This window comes from Terrabacter sp. Root85, from assembly GCF_001429185.1.
Lineage (GTDB): Bacteria > Actinomycetota > Actinomycetes > Actinomycetales > Dermatophilaceae > Terrabacter.
Map to the genome: position 1 here is coordinate 179484 of NZ_LMIW01000008.1, position 19550 is coordinate 199033.

A 19550-nucleotide genomic window follows, 5' to 3' on the forward strand; every position below is an offset into this window, starting at 1 on the left:
CGCTCACGGGGTGGTCGGGGGCGAGGTGGACGGCTCCTGCCTCGGTGTCGTCGACGAACGCGGTGTCTGCGGTCGGGGTGGCATCGTCGCGTCGTGGTGCTTGGGGGGCGGCGTTGCGCACACGGTTCGGCTTGCTGGAACGGGGCTTCTTCGCTGAGCCAGTCACGTGATCGACCGTATCGAAGTTGCAGCGTTTGGCCCATGACGCGCCGAGGCCCCCCGTCCGATGGGTGAAACCCCGCTGCAAGGGTTGCAAGAAGCCGTCATCGCGACCCCTATGCTGTCCCCTTGTGAAGGCCATCCGTCGCTTCAGCGTCCGTACCGTCCTGCCGAGCCGCATCGAGGGACTCGGCGTCCTCGCGAGCAACCTGCGCTGGTCCTGGCACCCGCCGACCCGCGACCTGTTCGAGAGCATCAGCGCCCGCAAGTGGGCCCAGGCCGGTGAGGACCCCGTCAAGCTCCTCTCCCGCCTGTCCTCCGACGAGCTGGCCGCGCTGGCCGCCGACGACGAGTTCGTCGGCAGCGTCGTGGCCGCCAACGAGGACCTGCACCACTACCTCTCCGACGAGCGCTGGTACCAGTCGTGGAGCCGCGAGCAGGAGGCCGCCGGCAAGGCTGCCCCGGCCGCGATCGCGTACTTCAGCCCGGAGTTCGGCATCACGTCCGTGCTGCCGCAGTACTCCGGCGGCCTCGGCATCCTCGCCGGCGACCACCTCAAGACCGCGTCGGACCTCGGCGTGCCGATCGTCGGCGTCGGGCTCTTCTACAAGACCGGTTACTTCAAGCAGTCGCTCAACCGCGACGGGTGGCAGGTCGAGACCTACCCGGTCCTCGACCCCGACGGCCTCCCGCTGTCGCTGCTGCGCGAGGAGGACGGCACGCCCGCCGTCGTCACCGTGAGCCTGCCCGCGGGCCGCCAGCTGCACGCCCACGTCTGGAAGGCGCAGGTCGGTCGCGTGCCCCTGCTGCTGCTCGACTCCGACGTGCCCGGCAACGACGAGCAGACCCGCAAGGTCACCGAGTCGCTCTACGGCGGCGGCGGCGACACCCGCCTCGAGCAGGAGCTGCTCCTCGGCATCGGTGGCGTGCGCGCCCTGCGTCTGTGGTCCCGCCTGTCCGGCGACCCGACGCCGGAGGTCTACCACACCAACGAGGGCCACGCCGGCTTCCTCGGCGTCGAGCGCATCACCGAGCTGGTCCGCGACCACGGCCTGACCTTCGACGAGGCCCTCGAGGCCGTGCGCGCGGCGACGGTCTTCACGACCCACACGCCCGTGCCCGCCGGCATCGACCGCTTCGACGCCGCGAAGATCAACCTCTTCTTCGGCGGCGCCAACGCCATCCCCGGCGTGCCGGTCGAGCGCCTGCTCGCCCTCGGCGCCGAGGACTACGAGGGCGGCCAGCCGGGCATCTTCAACATGGCCGTCATGGGCTTGCGGCTCGCGCAGCGCGCCAACGGCGTGTCCCAGCTGCACGGCGTCGTGAGCCGCGAGATGTTCGACGGCCTGTGGCCGGGCTTCGACGACGTCGAGGTCCCGATCTCCAGCATCACCAACGGTGTCCACGCCCCGACGTGGGTCGACCGGGCCGTCTACGACGTGGCCCGCAAGCACCTCGGCACGACCGACATCTCGGGCGAGAACGCCTGGGAGCGCATCGACGAGGTGCCCGCCGATGCCGTGTGGTCGACCAAGCGCGTCATGCGCGAGAAGCTCGTCGCCGACGCCCGCCGTCGCGTCAAGGCCTCGTGGCAGAAGCGTGGCGCGAGCGACGCCGAGCTCGGCTGGGTCGAGGACATCCTCGACCCCGACGTGCTGACGATCGGCTTCGCCCGACGTGTGCCGACCTACAAGCGCCTCACCCTGATGCTGCGCGACCCCGAGCGCCTCAAGCGTCTCCTGCTCCACCCGGAGCGTCCCGTGCAGCTCGTCATCGCCGGCAAGTCGCACCCGGCCGACGAGACCGGCAAGCGCCTCATCCAGGAGATGGTCCGCTTCGCCGACGACCCCGAGGTGCGCCACCGCATCGTCTTCCTGCCCAACTACGACATCGCGATGGCCCAGCACCTCTACCCGGGCTGCGACGTCTGGCTCAACAACCCGTTGCGACCGTTCGAGGCGTGCGGCACGTCGGGCATGAAGGCGGCCCTCAACGGCGGCCTCAACCTCTCGATCCTCGACGGCTGGTGGGACGAGTGGTTCGACGGTCGCAACGGCTGGGCGATCCCGACCGCAGACGGCGTCGAGGACGCCGACCGGCGTGACGACATCGAGGCCTCGGCGCTCTACGACCTCATCGAGAACGACGTCGCCGCGAAGTTCTACGACCGGGACGCCGCGGGCCTGCCGCAGGGCTGGATCGACATGATGACCCACACCCTCAAGACGCTCGGCCCGAAGGTCCTCGCGAGCCGCATGGTGCAGGACTACACGGAGCAGCTCTACAGCCCCGCGGCCGGAGCCGGTCGCTCCGTGTCCGGGTCGGAGTTCGCCGGTGCCAAGGACCTTGCTGCCTACAAGACGAAGATCCGCAGCGCCTGGCCCAAGGTCAAGGTCGAGCACGTCGAGCCCTCGGGCCTGTCGGACTCGCCGCAGATCGGCGACGTCCTCGACCTGCGCGCCTACGTCGCCCTCGACGGGCTCACCCCCGACGACGTCGAGGTGCAGCTCGTCCACGGACACGTCAACGACGTCGACGAGCTGTGGGGCATGGAGGTCGCCCCGCTCGCCCTCGTCGAGTCCTACGCCGACGGCCGGCACCAGTTCGCCGGCTCGCAGCCGCTGCGTCGCACCGGGTCGTTCGGCTACAGCGTCCGCGTCGTCCCGAAGCACCCCGGGCTCGCCGGCCCGGCCGAGCTGGGACTCGCGCGCAACGCCTGAGGCTCGACGACCGATAGCCCGGACCCCGCTGGGGTCCGGGCTCTCGTCGTCCGAGGACGTATGCCGTGTGCCGGGGTCCCGACCTCAGCCCGCGGTCGAGCGCCAGACGTGCATCGACGCGGCCTCCATCGCGACGGGCGTCCCGGCAGCGCAGTCCCCGGCCGGGGGAGTGGGCCGCTCCCCGGCGCTGTCCCAGAGCAGCTCGTAGGCCGTGGCGCCCGGCGCCTTCGGCAGCGTGACCTCGGCCTTCTGGGCCGACCCGTTGACGACGATGAGCACCGACTGCTGGTCGAGTCGCGCACCGTCGTAGAGGGCCTGGAGGACGTGGGCGGCGGGCCCGTCCCAGCGGTCGCCCATGGGGTGCCCGTCGGAGGCGAACCACGCGAGGTCGGTCGAGCCGTCCGCATGGATCTGCCTGCCGGAGAAGAACGCCCGCTGCCGGAGCACGGGGTGCTCGTGTCGAAGGCGGACGAGGTGCCGCGTCGTCTCGAGGAGGTCGTCCTGCCAGGGCTCGAGGTCCCACGACATCCAGCTGATCTCGTTGTCCTGGGAGTAGGGGTTGTTGTTGCCGCGCTGGCTGCGACCCACCTCGTCGCCGGCGTTGAGCATCGGCACGCCCGTCGACAGCAGGAGCGTGCCGAGCAGGTTGCGGATCGACCGGCGTCGCGCAGCGGTGATGTCGGGGTCGTCGCTGCGACCCTCCACGCCGTGGTTCCACGACCGGTTGTCGTTGGACCCGTCGGCGCCGCTGTGGCCGTTGGCGCCGTTGTGCTTGGTGTCGTAGGTCGTGAGGTCGGCGAGCGTGAAGCCGTCGTGGGCCGTGACGAAGTTGACCGAGGCGATGGCGCCGCGGTCGTGGCGGTCGAAGAGGTCCTGTGACCCCGCCAGGCGGGTCGCCAGCTCGCGGACGCCGTGGCCGACCCCTCCCGACGCGGAGGCGGCGAGGTCGCGCAGCCAGAAGGTCCGGGTCGCGTCGCGGTAGCGGTCGTTCCACTCCGAGAACGGGGGCGGGAACTGGCCCGTGCGCCAGCCGTGGATGCCGAGGTCCCACGGCTCGGCGACGAGCTTGGCGCGGGACAGGACGGGGTCGGTGCGCAGGGCCACGAGGAAGGGGTGGTCGCGGTCGTAGCCGTCGTCCTTGCCGCGGCCCAGTGCGACGGCGAGGTCGAAGCGGAAGCCGTCGACGTGGCACTCCTGCACCCAGTAGCGCAGCGAGTCGAGCACCATCTTGGCCACGACCGGGTGCGTGAGATCGAGCGTGTTGCCGCACCCCGTGACGTCGATGTCGCGGCCGCGACCGTCGACGCGGTAGTACGCCCGCTGGTCGAGCCCGCGCCACGAGAGCGTCATCCCCTCGCGGGCGTTCTCGGCCGTGTGGTTGTAGACGACGTCCAGGAGCACCTCGATGCCGGCGGCGTGCAGGTCCTTGACCATCGTCTTGAACTCGTCGAGGGCGCCCTGCGGGTCGGCCGTCGCCGCGTACGCGGCGTGCGGCGCGAAGAAGCCGAGCGTGTTGTAGCCCCAGTGGTTCGTCAGGCCGCGCAGCACGAGGTCGGGCTCGTGGGTGAACGTGTGGACCGGAAGGAGCTCGACCGCGGTGACCCCCAGCCCGAGCAGGTGGTCGACGAACGCGGGGTGGGCGAGGCCGGCATACGTCCCGCGCAGCTCCTCGGGGACGCCCGGGTGCAGCTGGGTGGCGTTCTTGACGTGGACCTCGTAGATCAGCGACTCGGTGAGTGAGCGCCTCGGGAAATCGTCTGCACCCCAGTCGAACTCGTCCTCGACGATGACGCAACGAGGCAGGTGCGGGGCCGAGTCGCGGTCGTCGCGCACCCAGAGGTCACCGCGCAGGTCCGGGCCGACGTGGTGGGCGTAGACGGCGGGGTCGAGGAGCACCCCGCCCTCGATGGCCCGGGCGTAGGGGTCGAGGAGCAGCTTGGCGGGGTTGTGCAGCAGGGACCGGTCCGGGTCCCAGTCGCCGTCGACGCGGAAGCCGTAGCGCTGCCCGGCCCCGACCCCGGGCACGGTGTCGAACCACGTGCCGTGCGCGCGATGCCGGAGCGGCACCCGGCGCTCGGTCTCGGTGCCGTCGGCGGCGATGTCGAAGAGGCAGACCTCGACGGCCCTGGCGTGGCCGGCGTAGACGGAGAACTGGGCTCCTTCGGCGGTGAGCCGGACCCCGTGCTCGGGAGGCAGGTCTGGCGTCGTGGGAGGGGGCGGGCACATGTGTCTGAGCGTAGGGGGTGGCCGATCGCACCCCCGGGCCGGATCGACCTCGTCGCGCAGGCTCGTTACGGTTGGCGCATGACCGATCCGACTTCGCTGCCCAACTTCATGCCGAGCGCGCCCGACGCCGGCCCCAACGGAGCCCCTGTCAGTGACGCGCCCGTGCGTGACCGCATCCTCGACGTGCTCAAGGGCCTCGGCATCGGGGCGAGCATCGACGGGGACGGCGACCTCGAGTTCGCCATCGTCGACGACCAGGGCACCAGCACGACCCTCTTCGCCCGCATCGCCGAGGGAGACCTCGCCCTCGTCCGCTTCTTCGGCCAGTGGCAGCTCGCCGAGCCCGTCTCGTCCGATCGCAACGAGCGCCTCGCCCGCTGCAACGACCTGACGATGCAGCTCAACATCGTCAAGCTCTCCCTCGTCCAGGAGAGCCTCGTCGTCTCGGCCGAGCACGTCGTGACCCCGAACGCCGACCTCGACATCCTCGTGCCGCTGTCGGTCAACCACATCCTCCAGAGCGTCGGCTTCTTCTTCCAGTCCTGGCTGCCGATGGACGACGCGCCCGCTCCCGGCGACGCCTGATGGGTGAGTTCGTCCGGCTCGAGGTCGAGGACGGCGTCGGCACGATCCGTCTCGACCGGCCGAAGATGAACGCCCTCAACGTCCAGGTCCAGGAGGAGATCCGCGAGGCCGCCGCCGAGGCGACCGCGCGCACCGACGTGAAGGCGGTCATCGTCTACGGCGGTGAGCGGGTCTTCGCCGCCGGGGCGGACATCAAGGAGATGCAGACGATGTCGTACACCGACATGGTCGAGCGCTCCGGTCCGCTCATGAGCTCGATCAGCGCCGTGGCGCGCATCCCCAAGCCGGTCATCGCCGCGATCACCGGGTATGCGCTCGGTGGAGGCTGCGAGCTGGCGCTCGCGTGCGACTTCCGGGTCGTCGCCGACGACGCGAAGCTCGGCCAGCCCGAGATCCTCCTCGGCATCATCCCGGGCGCCGGCGGCACGCAGCGCCTCTCGCGGCTCGTCGGAGCCTCGCGCGCCAAGGAGATCATCTTCAGCGGCCGCTTCGTCGACGCCCAGGAGGCGCTCGCCATCGGCCTCGCCGACAAGGTCGTGCCGGCCGCCGACGTCTACACCGCCTCGCGTGAGTGGGCCTCGACCTTCGTCGGCGCCGCATCGTATGCCGTCCGCGCCGCCAAGGAGGCCATCGACCGTGGTCTCGAGGTCGACCTCGAGACCGGGCTGGAGATCGAGCGTCTGCTCTTCGCCTCCCTCTTCGCGACGAAGGACCGGGAGATCGGCATGTCCTCGTTCGTCGAGCACGGCCCGGGCAAGGCGCAGTTCGAGGGTCGATGACCCTCACCCGTACGCCGCTCGAGGCGGACCCGCGGCGCCCGTGCCGGTGGGTCCGCCTCGGGCGTCTCCGGGAGCTCGGGGGGACTCGGCCGTGACCGCCGTGCCGGGGCGCGGGCCCCTCGACGTCCTCGTCGTCTACGTCCCCGTCGGCGACACCGACGCAGTGCTCGGGGCGCTCTTCGCCGCCGGGGCCGGGGCGGTCGGCGACTACCGCGAGTGCGCCTTCGTCACCCGCGGCACGGGACAGTTCCGGCCGGTCGAGGGTGCGACCCCGACGATCGGCGTCGTCGGGGACCTCGAGAAGGTCGCCGAGAACCGCGTCGAGGTCGTCCTCGAGCGGAGGCTGCGGGCCGACGTCGTCGCCGCGCTCCGGGCCGCGCACCCCTACGAGGAGCCGGCCTTCCACGTCCTCGAGACCGCCGACGTCGACCCGGCCTGACGGTTCGGCGCCCAGGTCGGTATGCCGTCCGGCGCAGGAACTGCGCCATGGCCCGGTCTCGTGCACGGCGGAGGTGGGTTCGGCGCAGGAACTCCGCCGCGGCGCGGTCCGGCTCAGGAGGTCTTGAAGCCGCCGTTGCTGTGGAGCAGCTGGCCGTTGATCCAGCCGCCCTGCTCCGAGAGCAGGAAACGCACGAGGTCGGCCGTGTCGCGCGGCGTGCCGAGTCGGCCGGCCGGGGTGTCGGCGGTGCCGAGCGCCCGGATCCGGTCGTCCATCCAGCCCGTGTCGATCGGACCGGGGTTGATGACGTTGGCCCGCACCCCGCGGTCCGCCAGCTCGACGGCCGCCGCGATGACGATGCGGTCGAGGGCACCCTTGCTCGAGCCGTAGGGCAGGTTGTGCGCGGTGTGGTCGCTCGTCAGGGCCACGACGTGGGCGGCGGCAGGCCCGACGGGCTCCTGGACCGGCAGCCGCCCGGCCACGGCCCGGATGAGGAGCCACGTGGCGCGGGCGTTGACGGCGTAGTGCCGCTCCCAGCTCTCGAGCGAGGTCGTGAGGATCCCCGCTGTCGACCGACTCGCAGTGCGACATGACGAGGCCGGTCACGGGTCCGAGTCGCCCCGTCGCCGTGGCGACGAGCGCCTCGGGGACAGCCGGGTCCGAGAGGTCGCCGGGCAGGAGCTCGACGCGGCGACCCAGGGCTCGGCACTCGTCGGCGACGGCTGCCGGGTCGTCGGCGCCGCGCTCGTAGCCGAGCCGATCGTCGTAGGGCTGCCAGTGCCCGAGGGCGAGGTCCCAGCCGTCCGCGGCGAGTCCGAGGGCGAGCTCGGAGCCGATCGAGCGACGCCTGCCGACCCCGGTGACGAGGGCGACCCGGGGGCGCGTGGACGGGACGGGGGAGGCGGACGACATGGCGCCCATCCTTCGCAGTTCGGACAACGCTCGACAACCGGTTTGCCTCGTCCCAGCCCTCCCGGCAGGCCCACGGCGTGCGCGCGGACGACGGGGGACGGCATACGCCAGGGGTCTGGTGGTGAGCGTCACGCCAGAGGCGTGCGGACTGAGCGGGCGCTCAGTGAGAGGATGGACGGCAGTGCCGGAGCGACCTCCGGCAGTTCCATGAGCACCACCACCAGCAACGGAAGAGGACGTTCACCCATGAACATCGTCGTCTGTGTCAAGTACGTGCCGGACGCCCAGGCCGAGCGCACGTTCAACGCATCTGACAACACGACCGACCGCGAGAACGTCGACGGCCTGCTGTCGGAGCTCGACGAGTACGCGGTCGAGGAGGCCCTCAAGATCGTCGAGGCCGGCGAGGGTGAGGTCACCGTCCTGACGGTGGGCCCCGACGCCGCCGCCGACGCCATCAAGAAGGCTCTGCAGATGGGCGCCGACAAGGGTGTGCACGTCAACGACGACGCCATCCACGGCTCCGACGCGATCGCGACCTCGCTCGTCCTCGCCGAGGCCATCAAGAAGATCGGGGACGTCGACCTCGTCGTCACCGGCATGGCCTCCACCGACGGCACCATGGGTGTCGTGCCCGCGATGCTCGCCGAGCGGCTCGGCCTGCCGGCCGTGACGTTCGCGTCCGAGCTGACCGTCGAGGGCACCACGGCGACGATCCGCCGCGACGGCGACGCCTCCACCCAGACGATCACGGCCACGCTGCCGGCGCTCGTGTCGGTCACCGACCAGATCAACGAGCCGCGCTACCCCTCGTTCAAGGGGATCATGGCCGCGAAGAAGAAGCCCGTCGAGCAGTGGAGCCTCGCCGACCTCGGCGTGGACGCCGCGCAGGTCGGCCTCGACGCCGCGTGGACGAAGGTCGAGTCCTTCGCCGCCCGTCCGCCGCGCTCGCAGGGCGAGATCGTCGCCGACGAGGGCGATGGCGGCAGCAAGCTCGCCGCCTTCCTCACCGAGCGCAAGTTCGTCTGACCTGCCCCTGACCTTCCCAGCCAGCAAAGGAGATCCGCACCATGGCTGAAGTACTCGTGCTCGTCGACCACGTCGAGGGCAAGGTCCGCAAGACCACGTCCGAGCTGCTGACGATCGCCCGCCGCCTCGGCGAGCCGTCCGCCGTCTTCGTCGGCCCCGGTTTCGACGCCGCCAAGGAGACCCTCGCCCGCTTCGGCGCCGAGAAGATCTACCGCGTCGAGTCGCCCGAGGTGCTCGAGCACCTCGTCGTCCCCCAGGCCGAGCTGCTCGCCCAGCTCGTCTCCTCGACGTCCCCGGCCGCGGTCCTCGTGCCGTCCTCGCCGGAGGGCAAGGAGATCGCCGCCCGCCTCGCCGTCAAGACCGAGTCGGGCCTCATCACCGACGCCGTCGACGTCCAGGCCACTGGTGACGGCAGCGGTGGCGTCGCGACGACGCAGTCGGTCTTCGCCGGCTCCTACACCGTGTCGGCCACCGTCACGAAGGGCACGCCCATCGTCGCCGTGAAGCCCAACTCGGCCACCCCCGAGGAGGTCGCGGGTGCGGCCGCCGACGAGGTCGTCGACTTCACCCCGTCCGACGCCGCCAAGGGCGCGAAGATCACCGAGTCCAAGCCGAAGCAGGCCACCGGCCGCCCCGAGCTGACCGAGGCCGCCATCGTGGTCTCCGGTGGACGTGGCACCGGCGGCGACTTCTCCAAGGTCGAGGACTTCGCCGACTCGCTCGGTGCCGCCGTCGGTGCCTCGCGTGCCGCGGTTGACGCCGGGTGGTACCCCCACACCTCGCAGGTCGGCCAGACCGGCAAGCAGGTGAGCCCGCAGCTCTACGTCGCGTGCGGCATCTCCGGTGCCATCCAGCACCGCGCCGGCATGCAGACGTCCAAGACGATCGTGGCCGTCAACAAGGACAACGAGGCCCCGATCTTCGAGCTCGTCGACTTCGGCGTCGTGGGCGACCTCTTCAACGTCCTCCCGCAGGCGACCGAGGCGATCACGGCCGCCAAGGACTGACCGCCCCCGTCGGGCCGAGTGCCCGACGCCGCACGACGGCGGCCCCCGACCACGAAAGGTCGGGGGCCGCCGTCGTGCGAGCACGAGGCCGACCCTCAGGCCGCCTCGGAGTCGAGGTCGACCCGCGACGACAGCCGGATCCAGCTCTCGAGCCGCTGCCGGTTGAAGGCGTATGCCGAACGCCCCGTCCCGAGGGTCCACCATCCTCCGCGCAGCGCCTCCGACGGCAGGCGCACCGGTCGCCCCTGCCCGTGACGCCACTCGAGCCGTCCGCTCGACGACACGCGCCGTACGTTGCGCCGGTCGATCGTCGTCGTCATCAGGGTGTTGTGCACGCGCAGGCGCTTCGTCCCGAGGTCGATGCGGGCCGACCACGCCCGCCAGGCGAGGGCGAGCGCGAGGGCCAGGCACACGGCATACGTCATCGTCGCGGGCAGCGACGGGACGAGGCGCACGAGCAGGCGGGCCACGAAGTAGCCGATGGCGGGACAGGCCAGGGCCGCGACGGCCCGGTGGCCGGCGGGCGCGCGCAGCCGGCTGCCGCCGGTGCCCTCGTGCCTGCCACCCATGGGGCCGATCATAGGCAGACCGGCCCCACGGGTGGGGTGGACGGGTGATGCGTGTGGTGCTGGGTGCGCCCCGGCGTCAGGGACGGATCGCGGTGGCCGCCGCCACGACGTCGACGAGGCCGTGACCCTTGTCGAACGACGTCGTGCCGTTGCCGGCCGGGTCGCTGACGTAGGCGGCTCCGTCGGCGTACTTCCAGGCCGTCGCCTTGATGGCGGCCTCGACCTGGGCCGGCGTCGCGCTCGGGTTGGCCTGGAAGAGCTGGGCGACGATTCCCGAGATGTGCGGCGTCGCCATCGAGGTGCCGCTGATCGTGTTGTAGTCGCCGTTGTTGCGCGGGTCGCCGCCCGTCGTGCAGATCGGCAGGTAGATCCGGCACGACGACGTGATGCCCTCACCCGGCGCCGAGATGTCGGGGTAGGAGGCGAACTGCCCCGAGCGCCCGCGCGAGCTGAAGTCGCTGACCGTGCCGCCCCGGGTGCCGGTGTCCTGGTCGTTGTACGACGCGACGGAGATGATGCCGCCCGTCGGGTCCTGGCCGGGAGGGTTGGAGAGGTTGGCGGACCCGTCGCCGCCGTCGTTGCCGTTGGCCCAGACCGAGACGACGCCCTCGCCGACGAGCGCGCGCTGGAGCTTGACCGTCGCCGAGTTCGGGTCGAACTCGCCGCCGCCCGTCGGTCCGTAGGAGTTGCTCGTGACCTTGATCGGCGGGCAGGTGCTGGCCGGGACGCCCGCGCCGCAGGGCGCGGCGTGGTGCTCGAGGACCCAGTTGAGCGCCGAGTCGGCGCCGACGATGAGCAGCACGGCGCCGGTGCTCAGGCTGACGATGCTCGCGCCGGGGGCGGCCCCGTGCATCTTCGTGCCGTCGGACAGGGTGACGTCGCGCCCGGCGACGATGCCGGAGACGTGCATGCCGTGACCGCCTGCGGCGAGCAGGTCGGTGTTGAGGCTGCCGGCGTCGACGGGCTGGCAGGGGAGCAGCTCGAGCGGGTCGCACACCATCTTGAGGTTCTTGACGACGGCCGAGGTGCCGTCGGCGTTCTGGAGGAACGGGTGCGTCGGGTCGACGCCGGAGTCGATGACGGCCACGCTGACACCGGAGCCGTCGAGGGCCGTGCCGTTCGCCCCCGTGAGGGTCGCCCGGGCCTCGGAGCCGCGGGTGGCCGTGTTGGACGTCGACAGGAACATGTCGATGGGCTGGTTGCCCTCGACGTACGTGACGCCGGGGACGGAGCGCACGGCGTCGATCTGCAGGGGGAGCCCGGCCGCGACGACGACACCGATCTTGTCGTAGGTGTCGCGGACCGTGAGCCCGGACGCGGTGGCGGCCCGGCGTGCGGCCCCGACGTCCGTCGCGTGGACGAGGACCGTCGTCGGCGTGACGGCGGACAGGGTCGACCAGTGCTGCGCGAGCCACGTCGACAGCGGTGCGCGGGCCTGGCCGGTGCCCAGCAGGCCGGCGGCGGCGCCGGACGGCGCGGACTGCGGACCGGACGAGGCCGGCGACGCGGCGGCGACGGTGGCCGAGGTCAGGGCGGTGGCTGCTGCCAGGGTGACCGTTCCGAGACGGAGGCGGCGTGAGGCGGTCAATCGCATGAGATCCCTCTCTGCTGGGCCACCCCACGTCAGTGGAGGGTGGCGACGTGACTGGCCAACGAGGGGGCGCGGTGTGAGGTTACGCACGGGTAGCCGGCGGGACGGCATACGCCATCGCCCACGGGAGTGGGTGGACGCCTCGTCCTGCGGCCGTCCGGCCGGGGTGTCCGGGCGTCCTAGAATCGGTGGGTGACTGCCTATCTCGACCATGCGGCGACCACGCCGATGCTCCCCGCCGCCCTCGCGGCGATGACGGAGCAGCTGGCGGTCGTGGGCAACGCCTCGTCCCTGCACCGCACGGGTCGCGCCGCGCGCCGGGCCGTCGAGGAGTCGCGCGAGAGGATCGCCCGCTGCCTCGGTGCGCGACCCTCCGAGATCGTCTTCACCTCCGGTGGCACGGAGTCGGACAACCTCGCCGTCAAGGGCACGTACTGGTCCCGCCGGGATCGCGACCCGGCGCGGGTGCGCCTCCTCGTCGGCGCCACCGAGCACCACGCCGTGCTCGACTGCGTCGACTTCCTCGTCGCGCACGACGGTGCCAAGGTGACGTGGCTCGACTGCACGCCCGAGGGTGTCGTCGAGCCCGCGACCGTGCGCGCCGCCATCGAGTCCGACCCCGACTCGGTCGCCCTCGTCTCGGTGATGTGGGCCAACAACGAGGTCGGAGCCGTCCAGGACGTCCGTGCCATCGCCGACGTGGCGCACGAGTTCGGGGTGCCGTTCCACACCGACGCCGTGCAGGCGGCCGGGCACCTGGCCGTCGACTTCGAGGCGAGCGGCGCCGACCTCATGTCGGTGACCGCGCACAAGCTCGGCGGTCCCATCGGCGTCGGCGCCCTCGTGCTGCGCCGTGACGCGAAGCTCGTCCCGCTGACGCACGGCGGCGGGCAGGAGCGGCAGGTGCGGTCCGGCACCCTCGACACCCCGGCCATCGTCGGCTTCGCTACCGCGCTCACCGAGGCCACGGCCTCGATCGAGGCCGAGTCGGCGCGGCTCGTCGCGCTGCGCGACGACCTCATCGAGCGCGCCATGGCGATCGCCCCGGACATCCGGCCGTCCGGGGTCTGGCGCCGTGGCGAGGGCGTGAGCCGGCTCCCCGGCAACGTGCACCTGCTCGTGCCCGGGTGCGACGGTGACTCCCTGCTCTACCTGCTCGACGCTGCGGGGGTCTCCTGCTCGACGGGGTCGGCGTGCCAGGCCGGCGTGCCCCAGCCCAGCCACGTGCTGCTCGCGATGGGGGTCGCCGAGAGCGACGCCCGGGGCGCCCTGCGCCTGACGCTCGGGCACACCTCGACCCAGGCCGACGTCGACACGTTCGTCGACGCGCTGCCCGCTGCCATCGAGCGCGCGCGCCGCGCGCGGGAGGCGACCGCGTCGTGAGGGTCGTGGCGGCGATGAGCGGTGGCGTCGACTCGGCGGTCGCCGCCGCCCGCATGCTCGACGCCGGTCACGAGGTCGTCGGCGTCCACCTCGCCCTGAGCCAGAGCGCGGCGACGCTGCGCGAGTCGGCGCGCGGCTGCTGCACCATCGAGGACGCCGGCGACGCCCGTCGGGTGGCCGACGTGCTCGGGATCCCCTTCTACGTCTGGGACATGGCGGCCCGCTTCAAGCGCGACGTCGTCGACGACTTCCGCGCCGAGTACGCTGCCGGGCGCACGCCCAACCCGTGCCTGCGCTGCAACGAGAAGATCAAGTTCGCCGCGCTGCTCGACAAGGCGCTGGCCCTCGGCTTCGACGCCGTGGCCACGGGTCACTACGCCCAGGTCGTCGAAGCGGAGGACGGGAACGGGGGAGTGCGGCGCGAGCTGCACCGCGCCGTCGACATGGCCAAGGACCAGAGCTACGTCCTCGGCGTGCTCGACGCCGACCAGCTGGCCCGGTCGTTCTTCCCGCTCGGTGACACGACCAAGCCGCGGATTCGCGAGGAGGCGGCCGAGCGGGGCTTCTTCATCGCCAGGAAGCCCGACAGCCACGACATCTGCTTCATCGCCGACGGCGACACCAAGGGGTGGCTGACGCGCGAGCTCGGCGAGGCCCCCGGAGACATCGTCGACACGTCCGGTGAGGTCGTGGGCCAGCACGCCGGGGCCTTCGCCTACACGGTCGGACAGCGCCGCGGGCTCGCCCTCTCGCGGCCCGCCGCCGACGGCGAGCCGCGCTACGTCGTCGAGGTCCGCACCGAGACCAACCAGGTGGTCGTCGGCGCCGCCGACCTGCTCGGCGTCAACGCGATCACCGGCGACCATGCCCGCTGGTGCGGCCCGGCGCCGCAGGGCGTCGTGCACGTCGGTGCGCAGGTGCGTGCGCACGGCGAGGAGTATGCCGCGACGGCCTGGGCCGATGGCGACCGCGTCGAGGTGCGGCTCGAGGGCCGCGTGCGTGGCGTCGCGCCGGGACAGTCCGTCGTGCTCTACGAGGGCACGCGGGTCGTCGGCTCGGCCACGATCTCCGCCTCTCGGCTGGAGCGAACCCCCGTCGGGTAGCCGGGAGGCGACCTCAGTCCAGCGAGCGGCGCCACGTGACGGTGCGGGCGCGCGGTCGGAAGCCCAGGGCGCGGTAGAGCCGCTGGGGACCCGGGTAGTCGTCGTCGCCGCGCGGGCTCACCTGTGCGACAGAGGCGCCCACCTCGGCGAGCCGGTGCAGGGCGGCGAGCGTCACGGCTCCTGCGAGTCCGCGACCGCGGTGCTCGGGCACGCACCCCACCGGCTCGACGAGACCCGCGCCGTGGGCCGGGTCGAGCCACACGAGGGCCGAGGCCACCATGGTGTCGTCGGCGTCGAGGGCGACCCAGTCGAGGTCGTGGCGGTAGGGCCACGCGCCCATGAGCTGCTCGTAGGCCCGCTCGTCGACCTTCGACGGGCCCACGTCGGACCACGAGGCGGCGTGGACGGCAGCGCGGGCGCGGGCCTCGTGCGGCTCGATGTGACGGAAGGTGTAGCCCGGGACGTCCGGCACCGGCGGAAGATCGGCGAGGTCGAGCTCGTGGTGCGTGAAGAAGGGCTCGTCCGCGTGCGGCTCGAATCCTGCTGCGGCGAGGGCCTGCTCGGCGACATCTCCCTCCATGACGAGGGCCGACTGCGTCTCTGCGTCGCTCACCTCCTCGAACCAGTCGACGACCTCCGCGGCGACCTCGGGCCGCGCGGGGTCGACCTGGAGCTCGAACCAGTCCGGCGCCTCGGCCCAGCCGAAGCCGACGACCTCGCCGCCGTCGGTCCAGAGGGCGATGGCCTCGTCGTCGTCGAGACCCATCGGGTCGACCGGCCGGTAGTAGCGGCTCCACGCGAGCTGACCGGGGTGGAAGCGGGAGGCGGGTGTCCAGAGCCGCGAGGCAAGGCCCTGCATCGCCCGCAGGTCTGCAGGTCCCGAGAAGTCATGGCGGCGCACCGGCATCACGCTACTGCCGTCAGACTCCGGTGGGGCGTCGACCACACCTCGCGGTGCGGTCCCGGATCCGGGTGCGCCTAGGCTGGCGCGGTGACTCTCGCTTCCGGCATCGGCTCCTGGCCCGGCACCTCGGTGCGCGACGCGGTGCGGCAGGTGCGCGAGATCCTGGACGGCCACGTGCCCTACCTCCCCGAGCTGCCCGCACGGGGGCCGGGAGCCGACATGGTCGGGCGCACGGCAGGCCTGCTCGTCGAGCTGCCCGTCGACCTCCAGCCCATCGGGTGGCGGCTCGTCGACCGCCCCGGACGCGACGCGTCGCGCACGGCGGCGATGCTCCGCGAGGACCTCGACGAGCTCGCCGAGGCCTACGACGGGCACACCGGCCCATTCAAGCTCCAGGTCGTCGGACCGTGGACCCTCGCCGCCAACGTGTGGCTCTCGCGCGGCGAGCGCGTCATCGTCGACGACGGCGCCAGCCGTGATCTCGTCGAGTCCCTCGCCGAGGGCGTACGCGTTCACGTCGCCGCCGTGCGCAGCCTCGTCCCCGGGGCGCGGATCGTGCTCCAGGTGGACGAGCCCAGCCTCCCGACCGTGCTCGCCGGCCGGCTGCCGACCTCGTCGGGGTTCGGTCGCCTGCCGAGCCTCGACCCCCAGGTGGCCGCGGCCGGCCTGACGACGGTGCTCCGGGCACACGACGGCGAGACGGTCGTGCACTGCTGTGCGGCCAGCCCACCCCTGCCACTCCTGCGGGCCACCGTGCCGACCGCGTTGTCGCTCGACACCTCCGTGCTGCGCCCCCGCGAGTGGGAGGGCGTCGCCGTCGCGGTCGAGGACGGCATACGCCTCCATGCCGGCGTCGTGCCCACCGACGGGAGCCGGACGCGACCGCAGGACCTGGCCGCCGACCTCGTCGGGGCGTGGACGCGGACCGGCCTCCCGCTCCGGTCGCTCGCGGACGTCGTCGTGACGCCCGCGTGCGGCCTGGCCACTGCCTCACCGGAGGTCGCGAGGGCCGTGCAGCGGGCAGCCGTGGAGACCGCCCGCGAGCTCGAGGAGCGCAGCGCCGGCTGACCGTCCCCGGCGGCTCCCCATCCTGAACGGCAGAGGCCGGCCACCCCGAAGGGTGGCCGGCCTCTGCTCGGTGAGCTCGGTGGTCAGCTCAGAGCGCGGAGCCCGCGGTCCACTTGGCCCAGCTGAGGTTCCAGTCCGAGTAGCCGTTGCCCATCGTCATCGGACGGCTGGTGCCGGTCGTCTCGACGACGTCGCCGATCTGCATCTGGCCGAAGAGCCACTGGCCGTTGGCGTCGCTCATGCCCGTGCAGCCGTGGCTGACGTTGCGCTTGCCCTGGTCGGCGACCGACCACGGGGCCGTGTGGAGGAACTCGCCGGAGTTCGTGACGCGCATGGCGTACTTCACCGGGGTGTCGGCGTAGTAGTTGGGGTCGTCCTTCTTCAGGCCGATGGTCTCTGCACGCATCGTGATGTTGGTCTGCTTGTCCATGATGACCTTGACGCCCGAGCGGGTCACGAAGCCGGGACGACCACCCGTGACGGGGATGCGCTTGGCCCACTTGCCGTTGATGAAGAGGTCCAGCTGGTCCGTCTTGAGGTTGACCTTGGCCACGACGGCACGCCCGATGGTGAAGTCGGAGGTCCGGCTCATCTGTCCGTAGCGGTTGCCGCCGGCGGGGACGCCGTTGAGGTTGGCCTCGACGTGCACCTTGGTGCCGGCCTTCCAGTACGTCTTGGGACGCCAGTGCGCCTCGCGTGAGCTGAGCCAGTACCAGGACCCGGCCTGGGCGGGGGTCGAGGTCACCTTCATGTGCTTCTCGAAGCTCGCCTTGTCGACGACCGGGAGGTCGAAGCGGGCGACGACCGGCATGCCGATGCCGACGGTTCCTCCGTCACGCGGGGAGACGGCGACGTAGACCTGGTCGTCGAGCGTGAGGTTCGCGGTGCGGAACGTCTGCGTCGACTCGGTGGTCTTGCCGTCGGAGTCCTCGGCCGTGAGGTCGAGGGTGTACTTGACGCCGGGCTCGAGCAGGTCGGACGCGGTCCACGTGCCGCCGTCGAGGGTGCCGTCGACGGGGATGCGGTTGCCCTTCTTGCTCTTGTACGAGAGCGAGGCCTTCTTGAGCGTGCCCTTCTCGGCCGAGGCGGTGACCCGCGTGTCGACGGAGACGTCCTCGGACTCGTCGCCCGGGGTCGTCTTGAAGACCACCGGGTCGGTGGTCGGCGTGGGTGCCGCCGACGTCGTGCCACCAGCGGTCGCCGAGGAGGTGCCCGCGGGCTTGCCGTTCTCGGCCGTGGCAGTTGCATTGCAGGCCGTGACGCCGAGCATGGCCAGGACGGCCATCCCCGAGACTGCGGCGGAACGGATGCTCAACTTCACGCGTGAATACCCTTCGCAGACGTGACGCCGGGCGTCCCAGGGCGGGACGGGGTGCGGCACGTCGATAGTGACCCTGCTCCAGTGTCACCGATCCGGCGCAATACGCCAAAACGTACGGCGAGTCCAAACTCCTGCGTGTCGCAGGGTCGGGCGGCGCGTCAGGACGTGGTCCGCGGACGCACCTCGCGACGCAGGATCTTGCCGGTGGGACCCTTCGGCAGCTCGTCGAGCGACCAGATGCGGCGGGGGTACTTGTAGGCCGCCAGGCGCTCCTTGACGTACGTCTGGACGTCCTCGAGGGTCGCCGTCGAGCCGGGCCGCAGCACCACGGCGGCACCGACCTCCTCGCCCATGAGGTCGTCGGGGACACCCACGACCGCGGCCTCGAGCACGTCGGGGTGCGTGTAGAGGACCTCCTCGACCTCGCGCGGGTAGACGTTCAGGCCGCCGCGGATGATCATGTCCTTCTTGCGGTCCACGATCGTGTAGTAGCCCTCGTCGTCGACGGTGGCGAGGTCGCCCGAGCGGAACCACCCGTCGGGGATGGCCTCCTTCGTGGCCTCGGGCCGGTTCCAGTAGCCCTTCATGATGTTCTCGCCGCGGATCGCGATCTCGCCGATCTCGCCCGCCGGGGTGTCACTGCCCTCGAGGTCGACGAGCTTCATCTCGCAGCCCGGGATGGCCCGGCCGATGGTGCCCGGCTTCGTCGGCTTGTCGGGCATGTTGAACGAGGCGACGGGGGAGGTCTCGGACAGGCCGTAGCCCTCGAGGATCTGGCAGTGGAACTTCTCCTCGAACGCCTTCATCACGGCCTCGGGCATCGCCGAGCCGCCCGAGGCGCACGTGCGCAGGCTGCTCGTGTCGGCCTCGTCGGCGTTCGGGTGGTTGAGGATCGCGGCATACATCGTCGGGACGCCCTGGAAGATCGTCACGTGGTCGCGACCGAGGACCTCGATGGCCTTGGCCGGGTCGAACCGGGGGATGAGCGTCAGGGTGGCGCCGCGCTGGACCGACGTGTTGAGCCCGCACGTGAGGCCGAAGACGTGGAAGAGGGGCAGGCAGCCCATGATGACGTCGTCCTCGGTGATCTCCATGATGTCGGTGGCCGAGCGCTCCGCGTTGCGGTGCAGGTTGAAGTGCGTCAGCTCGGCGCCCTTGGGCTTGCCGGTGGTGCCGCTCGTGTAGAGGATCACGGCGGTGTCGTCGTCGGCGCGCTCGACCGGCTCGAGCACCGGGGCGCCCGCCGTCTCGGACGCGTCGAACTGGCCGTCGGCCGGCCCCATCGGACCGCACACGACCAGCCGGGTCCCGGTCTCGGCCGCAGCCTTCCCGGCCTCGTCGGCGAAGTCCGGCCACACGAAGCTGAAGCGGGCGCCGCTGTCCTCGTAGAAGTACTGGATCTCGCCCGACTTGAGCAGCGGGTTCATCGGCACGACGACGCCGCCCGCGAGCAGGGTGCCGTAGAAGGCGACGGGGTATGCCGGCACGTTGGGGAGGATGAGTGACACCCGGTCGCCGGGCTCGAGTCCCGCCGCACGCAGCTGGCCGGCCACGGCCGCCGCCGCGCTGTGCAGCGCCGACCACGACAGCTCGACCTGGTCGAGCTTGATGCCCACCTTGTCGGGGACGCGTGCCGCGGTGGCGGTGAGGTTGGCGGCGAGGTTGGTCATCTCTGCTCCTTCGCAGGGGGCGGGCTCCGGCCCATTGTCACTGCTGGGTCGCCCGGTGAACAGACCCGCCGCCACGTGAGGAGTG

15 protein-coding genes and 1 pseudogene are annotated in these 19550 nt (G+C 71.8%); 9 read left to right on the forward strand and 7 right to left on the reverse strand.

Features of this window, described 5'->3' with window-relative positions; all coding sequences use genetic code 11:
* Nucleotides 1-290 precede the first annotated feature (290 nt).
* Nucleotides 291-2879 carry an alpha-glucan family phosphorylase gene (gene glgP, locus ASE25_RS07390; protein ID WP_056824381.1) on the forward strand — a complete coding sequence of 863 codons (2589 nt, stop codon included), beginning with the start codon at nucleotides 291-293 and terminating at the stop codon, nucleotides 2877-2879.
* A gap of 84 nt (nucleotides 2880-2963) precedes the next feature.
* Here glgP and glgX read toward each other — a convergent pair whose 3' ends face one another.
* Nucleotides 2964-5105: a glycogen debranching protein GlgX gene (glgX, locus tag ASE25_RS07395; protein ID WP_056824384.1), complete on the reverse strand. Its 2142-nt coding sequence runs from the start codon at nucleotides 5103-5105 to the stop codon at nucleotides 2964-2966.
* A gap of 78 nt (nucleotides 5106-5183) precedes the next feature.
* Between glgX and ASE25_RS07400 the strand changes: the two genes are divergently transcribed.
* From ASE25_RS07400 to ASE25_RS07410, 3 genes are all read left to right on the forward strand, one after another.
* The gene (locus ASE25_RS07400) at nucleotides 5184-5690 is read left to right on the forward strand and encodes a hypothetical protein (RefSeq protein WP_056824387.1); all 507 of its coding nucleotides are present in this window, start codon (nucleotides 5184-5186) and stop codon (nucleotides 5688-5690) included.
* Nucleotides 5690-6469, forward strand: a complete 780-nt coding sequence (locus tag ASE25_RS07405; protein WP_020142899.1) for an enoyl-CoA hydratase/isomerase family protein — start codon at nucleotides 5690-5692, stop codon at nucleotides 6467-6469. The genes ASE25_RS07400 and ASE25_RS07405 overlap by 1 nt, the downstream gene beginning before the upstream one ends.
* Nucleotides 6470-6560: 91 nt before the next feature.
* Nucleotides 6561-6908, forward strand: a complete 348-nt coding sequence (locus ASE25_RS07410) for a hypothetical protein (protein WP_056824391.1) — start codon at nucleotides 6561-6563, stop codon at nucleotides 6906-6908.
* 113 nt (nucleotides 6909-7021) lie between these two features.
* Here the strand turns inward: ASE25_RS07410 and ASE25_RS07415 are convergent.
* Nucleotides 7022-7820: pseudogene (locus ASE25_RS07415) on the reverse strand (SDR family oxidoreductase).
* Nucleotides 7821-8066: 246 nt separating this feature from the next.
* Between ASE25_RS07415 and ASE25_RS07420 the strand changes: the two are divergent.
* Nucleotides 8067-8849 (forward strand): electron transfer flavoprotein subunit beta/FixA family protein, encoded by a 783-nt coding sequence (locus tag ASE25_RS07420; RefSeq protein ID WP_056770359.1) that lies wholly within the window; start codon nucleotides 8067-8069, stop codon nucleotides 8847-8849.
* A 41-nt stretch (nucleotides 8850-8890) separates the two neighbouring features.
* On the forward strand, nucleotides 8891-9856 hold the full coding sequence (locus ASE25_RS07425) for an electron transfer flavoprotein subunit alpha/FixB family protein (RefSeq protein WP_056824396.1): 966 nt from the start codon (nucleotides 8891-8893) through the stop codon (nucleotides 9854-9856).
* Nucleotides 9857-9951: 95 nt separating this feature from the next.
* Here ASE25_RS07425 and ASE25_RS07430 read toward each other — a convergent pair whose 3' ends face one another.
* Both ASE25_RS07430 and ASE25_RS07435 read right to left on the reverse strand, forming a co-directional pair.
* Nucleotides 9952-10425 (reverse strand): hypothetical protein, encoded by a 474-nt coding sequence (locus ASE25_RS07430; protein WP_056770354.1) that lies wholly within the window; start codon nucleotides 10423-10425, stop codon nucleotides 9952-9954.
* Nucleotides 10426-10501: 76 nt separating this feature from the next.
* Entirely contained in the window at nucleotides 10502-12019 is a 1518-nt protein-coding gene (locus tag ASE25_RS07435; RefSeq protein WP_056824398.1) for a S8 family serine peptidase, read from the reverse strand.
* Between the two features lie 189 nt (nucleotides 12020-12208).
* Between ASE25_RS07435 and ASE25_RS07440 the strand changes: the two genes are divergently transcribed.
* On the forward strand, nucleotides 12209-13399 hold the full coding sequence (locus tag ASE25_RS07440; RefSeq protein ID WP_056824401.1) for a cysteine desulfurase family protein: 1191 nt from the start codon (nucleotides 12209-12211) through the stop codon (nucleotides 13397-13399).
* On the forward strand, nucleotides 13396-14502 hold the full coding sequence (gene mnmA, locus ASE25_RS07445) for a tRNA 2-thiouridine(34) synthase MnmA (protein ID WP_056770343.1): 1107 nt from the start codon (nucleotides 13396-13398) through the stop codon (nucleotides 14500-14502). The genes ASE25_RS07440 and mnmA overlap by 4 nt, the downstream gene beginning before the upstream one ends.
* Before the next feature lie 13 nt (nucleotides 14503-14515).
* Here mnmA and ASE25_RS07450 read toward each other — a convergent pair whose 3' ends face one another.
* Complete coding sequence (locus ASE25_RS07450) at nucleotides 14516-15409, reverse strand: GNAT family N-acetyltransferase (protein WP_235508592.1); 894 nt, start codon at nucleotides 15407-15409, stop codon at nucleotides 14516-14518.
* An 84-nt stretch (nucleotides 15410-15493) separates the two neighbouring features.
* Here ASE25_RS07450 and ASE25_RS07455 point away from each other — a divergent pair, with 84 nt between their 5' ends.
* Nucleotides 15494-16474, forward strand: a complete 981-nt coding sequence (locus tag ASE25_RS07455; RefSeq protein ID WP_056824402.1) for a methionine synthase — start codon at nucleotides 15494-15496, stop codon at nucleotides 16472-16474.
* Nucleotides 16475-16562: 88 nt separating this feature from the next.
* Here the strand turns inward: ASE25_RS07455 and ASE25_RS07460 are convergent, their stop codons facing one another.
* Nucleotides 16563-17795, reverse strand: a complete 1233-nt coding sequence (locus ASE25_RS07460) for an Ig-like domain-containing protein (RefSeq protein WP_235508593.1) — start codon at nucleotides 17793-17795, stop codon at nucleotides 16563-16565.
* Between the two features lie 158 nt (nucleotides 17796-17953).
* Nucleotides 17954-19465 carry a long-chain fatty acid--CoA ligase gene (locus ASE25_RS07465; RefSeq protein WP_056824407.1) on the reverse strand — a complete coding sequence of 504 codons (1512 nt, stop codon included), beginning with the start codon at nucleotides 19463-19465 and terminating at the stop codon, nucleotides 17954-17956.
* Between the last annotated feature and the right edge of the window lie 85 nt (nucleotides 19466-19550).

Coding starts and splice junctions, on each gene's coding strand:
- glgX (WP_056824384.1), bottom strand. CDS start 5,105: ATGTGCCCGCCCCCTCCCACGACGCCAGACCTGCCTCCCGAGCACGGG.
- ASE25_RS07400 (WP_056824387.1), top strand. CDS start 5,184: ATGACCGATCCGACTTCGCTGCCCAACTTCATGCCGAGCGCGCCCGAC.
- ASE25_RS07405 (WP_020142899.1), top strand. CDS start 5,690: ATGGGTGAGTTCGTCCGGCTCGAGGTCGAGGACGGCGTCGGCACGATC.
- ASE25_RS07420 (WP_056770359.1), top strand. CDS start 8,067: ATGAACATCGTCGTCTGTGTCAAGTACGTGCCGGACGCCCAGGCCGAG.
- ASE25_RS07425 (WP_056824396.1), top strand. CDS start 8,891: ATGGCTGAAGTACTCGTGCTCGTCGACCACGTCGAGGGCAAGGTCCGC.
- ASE25_RS07430 (WP_056770354.1), bottom strand. CDS start 10,425: ATGGGTGGCAGGCACGAGGGCACCGGCGGCAGCCGGCTGCGCGCGCCC.
- ASE25_RS07435 (WP_056824398.1), bottom strand. CDS start 12,019: ATGCGATTGACCGCCTCACGCCGCCTCCGTCTCGGAACGGTCACCCTG.
- ASE25_RS07450 (WP_235508592.1), bottom strand. CDS start 15,409: ATGCCGGTGCGCCGCCATGACTTCTCGGGACCTGCAGACCTGCGGGCG.
- ASE25_RS07465 (WP_056824407.1), bottom strand. CDS start 19,465: ATGACCAACCTCGCCGCCAACCTCACCGCCACCGCGGCACGCGTCCCC.